The 4,746-nt window shown below is 69.8% G+C and carries 3 protein-coding genes; all 3 read right to left on the minus strand.

The annotated features are described in order from the left end of the window. Positions 1 to 195: 195 nt before the first annotated feature. The gene (locus GYH36_RS18775; RefSeq protein ID WP_162290660.1) at positions 196 to 1,305 is read right to left on the minus strand and encodes a substrate-binding domain-containing protein; all 1,110 of its coding nucleotides are present in this window, start codon (positions 1,303 to 1,305) and stop codon (positions 196 to 198) included. 77 nt (positions 1,306 to 1,382) lie between these two features. Next, complete coding sequence (gene mmsB, locus GYH36_RS18780; protein WP_162290661.1) at positions 1,383 to 2,672, minus strand: multiple monosaccharide ABC transporter permease; 1,290 nt, start codon at positions 2,670 to 2,672, stop codon at positions 1,383 to 1,385. Positions 2,673 to 2,724: 52 nt separating this feature from the next. Further along, a complete protein-coding gene (mmsA, locus tag GYH36_RS18785; RefSeq protein ID WP_115942132.1) occupies positions 2,725 to 4,281 on the minus strand; it encodes a multiple monosaccharide ABC transporter ATP-binding protein in 1,557 nt (518 codons plus the stop codon). Positions 4,282 to 4,746 lie beyond the last annotated feature (465 nt).

Consider the following 4,746-nt stretch of genomic DNA (forward strand, 5'->3'; position numbering starts at 1 on the left):
GCGCACGGTCGGGCGACCGGGGCGGCGCGCGCCGGGGGGGGGGGGGGGGCGCGGCGCCCCCCCGGGCCCCGGCGGGGGGGGGCCCGGCGGCGCCCCGGGGCCGGGCCGGGGGGCCGTCGTGCGCGGCGGCGTGCCGGTTCGCCGCCGCTCCCCCCGGCGCTCGACGCGCCCGGGGACTCGCCGGTCAGGCGAGGGTCACTTGGTGAGCTCCTCGAGGGTGGGGTCACCCGCGTAGACCTCGGCCGCGTTGTCCTGCGTGACGATGATCGGCTCGAGGAGGAAGGCCGGGACGACCTTCACGCCGTTGTCGTACGACTCGGTGTCGTTGATCTCCGGCTCCTCACCCGCCTGGAGCGCCTTGACGGCGTTGATCGACTCCTCGACGAGCTTGCGCGTGTCCTTGTAGATCGTCGAGTACTGCTCGCCCGCGACGATCGACTTCACCGACTCGACCTCGGAGTCCTGGCCCGTGATGACCGGGGTCTCCTTGCCGGCCTGCTTGGCCGAGGTGAGCGCGGCGCGCGCGAGCGTGTCGTTCGGCGACAGGACGCCGTCGAGCTCGGTGTCGGCGTAGCTGCCCGAGAGCACGGTGTCCATGCGCTTCTGGGCGTTCTCGGCCTTCCAGCCCTGCGTCGCGACCTGCTCGAACGACGTCTGGCCGGAGGGGACGACGAGCGTGCCGTCGTCGATCTTCGGCTGCAGGACGCTCATGGCGCCCTCAAAGAACGGCGTCGAGTTCGCGTCGTCGGGCGAGCCGGCGATGAGCTCGATGTTGTACGGGCCCTCGCCCTTGCGCTCCGCGAGACCCTGGAGCAGCGCCTCGCCCTGGAGCACGCCGACCTGGTAGTTGTCGAACGCGATGTACTCGTCGACGGCGTCCGTGTTCTTCACGAGGCGGTCGTACGCGATGACGGTCGCGCCGCTGTCCTTGGCGTTCTTGAGCTGGGTCCCGAGCTGCGAGCCGTCGATCGCGCCGACGATGATGACCTTCGCGCCCTGCTCGACCATGGCGTCGATCTGGCTCTGCTGCTCCGAGACGCCGCCGTTGGCGAACTGGACGATCGGCTCGAAGCCGGCCTCCGTGAGCCCGTCGTTGAACAGCTCCTCGGCGAGGACCCAGTTCTCCGACGTCTTCTGCGGGAGCGCGACGCCGATGGTCGCGCCCTCCTCGAAGCCGGCGGCCGCGGACTCGCCGCCGGTCGCCTCACCGCCACCGGTGTCGCCGCCGCGGTCGGAGGAGCAGCCGCTGAGCACGAGCGCACTCGCGGCGGACAGCGCCAGGAGCGTCGTGGTGAGCTTCTTCATGGGTACCACTTTCTTGTCGGGCATCCGTCGTCGGATGCGGTCGTGGGGTCGTACGGGTGGTGGGTGGGACGTGCGCGTCAGCCCTTGGCGGCCGTCGCGCCGGCCTCGACGGGGACCTCGGGCTGGGCGTCGTCGGCGCCCGTGACGGCGCCGGTGCCCTTGTCGCGCCGCGACGGGAAGATGAGGCCGATGATCGACGGGCGGCCCTGCACCTTGTTGTAGACGTCGAACGCGACGGCGATGAGGAGCACGAGGCCCTTGATGATCTGGGTCATGTCGGAGCCGACGCCCATGAGCTGCAGGCCGTTGTTGAGGACCGCCATGACGAGGCCGCCGATGACGGAACCGACGACGGTGCCGACGCCGCCGGAGACGGCCGCGCCGCCGATGAAGACGGCCGCGATGGCGTCGAGCTCCCACATGTTGCCGTCGAACGGGCCGGACGCCGTCGAGCGGCCGATGAAGATCATCCCGGCGAGCGACGCGAGGATCGACATGTTCATCATGACGAAGAAGTTGGTGCGCTTGATGTTGACGCCGGACAGCGCGGCCGCGGCGCGGTTGCCGCCCACCGCGTACACGTGGCGGCCGGTGATGGTGCGTGACGCGACGAACTGGTAGACGACGACGAGCAGGACGAGGACGAGCGCCGGGACGGGGAACGACGTGCCGACGCGGCCCGAGCCGTAGAGGTACGTGAGGTACGCGATGACGGCGCCGAACAGGACGACGCGCGTCACGGCGACCGACGTCGGGACGGGCTCGGCGCCGAGCTTGCGGGCGCTCGCGCGACGGCGGACCTCGGCCCAGACGACGGCACCGACCGCCAGGACGCCGAGGAGGAGCGTCGAGTTGTTGAGGCCGGTGTTCGGGCCCCACTCGGGGAGGTAGCCGCCGCCGAGGGTCTGGAGCTCCTGCGGGACGGGAACGGTGTTCGACTTGCCGATGAACTGGTTGAGGCCGCGGAACAGCATCATGCCCGCGAGCGTCGTGATGAACCCGGGGATGCCGACGTAGGCGACCCACCAGCCCTGCCAGGCGCCGATGACCGCGCCGACGCAGAGCCCGAGCACGATCCCCAGCCACCACGGGATGCCCCAGTCGCGGATCGCGATGGCGACGATGATGCCGGTCACCGCCGCCACGGACCCGACGGACAGGTCGATGTGGCCGGCGATGATCACGAGGACCATGCCGATGGCGAGGATGAGGATGTAGGAGTTGCCGTTGAGCAGGTTCTGCGCGTTGCTCGGCGTGAGGACCCGCCCGCCCGTCGCGATCTGGAAGTAGATGATCAGGGCGAGGAGCGCGAAGAGCATGCCGAACTGGCGCGCTCCTCCGCTCAGCAGCTGCTTGATGGACGACATCGTCGGTGGTTCCTTCTGGGTCAGGATGCGGTGGCTGGGTGGTGGGGCGCGCTCAGGCGGCGGCGTCGGACGCGTCGCCGGGCGTTCCGGTCATGAGGCGCATGAGCCCCTCCTGGGTCGCCTCCGACCCGGGGACCTCGCCCGTGATCCGCCCCTCGAAGACGGTGTAGATGCGGTCGCACAGACCGAGCAGCTCGGGCAGCTCCGACGAGATGACGACGACGCCGCGGCCCGCGTCGGCGAGCTTCTGGACGAGCCCGTAGATCTCGTACTTGGCGCCGACGTCGATGCCGCGCGTGGGCTCGTCGAGGATGAGCAGCTCCGGCTCGGTGTACATCCACTTGGCGAGCAGCACCTTCTGCTGGTTGCCGCCGGAGAGCTTCGCGACGCCCTCGTGCACGCTCGGGGCCTTGATCGAGAACGCCTTGCGGTAGGACTCCGCGGCGACGAACGCCGCGTCCTGGTCGATCACGCCGGCCCGGGAGATCCGCGGCAGGTTGGCCGCCTGGATCGTGCCGAGGATCGTGTCGAGCAGGTTGAGGCCGAGCGACTTGCGGTCCTCGGGCACGTAGGCGATGCGGTTCTCGATCGCCGAGAGCACGGTGGGCATCGACACCTCGCGCCCGTCGATGCGCACGACGCCGGACTTGTAGCGCCCGTACGAGCGGCCGAACAGCGACCGCGCGAGCTCGGTGCGGCCGGCGCCCATGATGCCCGCGAAGCCGACGATCTCGCCCCGGCGGACGTGGAACGTCGAGCCCTTGCACACGAGGCGGCCCGGCACCTCGGGGTGCTCGACCGTCCAGCCCTCGACCTCGAAGAACGTCTCGCCGATCTTCGGCGTGTGGTCGGGGAACCGCGACTCGAGCGAGCGCCCGACCATCCCGCGGATGATGCGGTCCTCGTCGACGTCGTCGCCCTGGACGTCGAGGGTCTCGATCGAGCGGCCGTCGCGGATGATCGTGATCGAGTCCGCGACCTCCTCGATCTCGTTGAGCTTGTGGGAGATCATGATGCTCGTCAGGCCCTTGGCGCGCAGTCCGCGGAGCAGGTCGAGCAGGTGCTCGGAGTCCTCCTCGTTGAGGGCCGACGTCGGCTCGTCGAGGATGAGCAGCCGCACGTCCTTGGCGAGGGCGCGCGCGATCTCGACGAGCTGCTGCTTGCCGACGCCGATGTTCTTGATCTGCGCGTCCGGCGACTCCTGGAGGCCGACGCGCGCCATGAGCTCCTCGGCCCGGCGGCGGGCCGCGCCCCAGTCGATCCCGAACGAGCCCTTGACCTCGTTGCCGAGGAAGATGTTCTCGGTGATCGAGAGCTCGGGGATGAGCGCGAGCTCCTGGTGGATGATGACGATGCCCGCGTGCTCGCTCGAGCGGATGTCCTTGAACTGGACCTCGCGGCCCTCGTAGTAGATCTCCCCCGCGTACGTCCCGTGCGGGTACACGCCGGAGAGCACCTTCATGAGCGTCGACTTGCCGGCGCCGTTCTCCCCGCAGATCGCGTGGATCTCCCCGGCGCGCACGCGCAGGTTGACGTCGTCGAGCGCACGTACGCCCGGGAACTCCTTGGTGATGCCCCGCATCTCGAGGATCACGCGCTCGTCCGTCATCGGACCTCCTCCTGCCGAGGACAGCTCGCGGGGCGCCGACGCCCCGGGACCCGGGCACCCTCAGCGCCGCCCGAGCGGGCCCGACGCTATGCCCGTCCCGATCTTGGCGTCAACTCCTGAACGCAAGGGCGGGCACAACTGTGATCGAATAGCGACCTTGGTCCCATGACAGCGCAGACATTCCGCCCGGATGTGAGCGCGAACACACGAAATCGCTCCCACGAGGTCACGATCTGAATACGTGAGAGCGCTCCCGTGCGGCGTACCGCCCCGCCGAGCATGCGCATGTCGCCCTTCCGGGCGTCCTCATGGGCGAGATGCGCATGCTCGACGGGCGCAACCGCATGGTCGGCGGACGCGCGTGCGATCGGCAGAGGGAGGGAGGGAGTGAGGGAGGGAGTGAGAGAGGGAGTGCGGCAGCGTGGGTCGCATGGAAGCTTGAAGACCTCGAGAGCCAGCTCGTAA

The sequence above is a fragment of the Cellulosimicrobium composti genome (assembly GCF_010287905.1).
GTDB lineage: Bacteria > Actinomycetota > Actinomycetes > Actinomycetales > Cellulomonadaceae > Cellulosimicrobium > Cellulosimicrobium composti.

Excerpts from the sequence above, each read along its gene's own strand:
- mmsB (WP_162290661.1), bottom strand. The coding sequence starts at position 2,672 with ATGTCGTCCATCAAGCAGCTGCTGAGCGGAGGAGCGCGCCAGTTCGGC.
- mmsA (WP_115942132.1), bottom strand. The coding sequence starts at position 4,281 with ATGACGGACGAGCGCGTGATCCTCGAGATGCGGGGCATCACCAAGGAG.
- GYH36_RS18775 (WP_162290660.1), bottom strand. The coding sequence starts at position 1,305 with ATGAAGAAGCTCACCACGACGCTCCTGGCGCTGTCCGCCGCGAGTGCG.